The sequence below is a fragment of the Pseudomonas sp. SIMBA_067 genome, assembly GCF_046534675.1.
Classification (GTDB): domain Bacteria; phylum Pseudomonadota; class Gammaproteobacteria; order Pseudomonadales; family Pseudomonadaceae; genus Aquipseudomonas; species Aquipseudomonas putida.
In genome coordinates, this window is record NZ_JAWRYH010000846.1 from 1 (window position 1) to 255 (window position 255).

At 51.0% G+C, this 255-nt stretch carries 1 protein-coding gene; it reads right to left on the minus strand.

The genetic code is table 11. The annotated features are described in order from the left end of the window. Positions 1-255 (minus strand): Hsp70 family protein (locus SB765_RS31585; protein WP_410932749.1); only part of this gene is annotated, 255 nt, incomplete at both ends.

Consider the following 255-nt stretch of genomic DNA (forward strand, 5'->3'; position numbering starts at 1 on the left):
ATTTTCTTCAGCACTTCAGCAGAGATCTGCGGCGGTGCCATTCTCTGACCTTTCACTTCCAGCCATGCGTCGCCGTTGTCAGCGCCAGTGATTTTGTACGGCATGATTTTAATATCACGCTGTACTTCTTCGTCCTGGAAGCGACGACCGAGCAGACGCTTAATTGCGAACAGGGTATTCTGCGGGTTGGTCACTGCCTGACGTTTAGCCGGTTGACCGACCAGGATTTCGCCATCCTGTGTATACGCAATAATT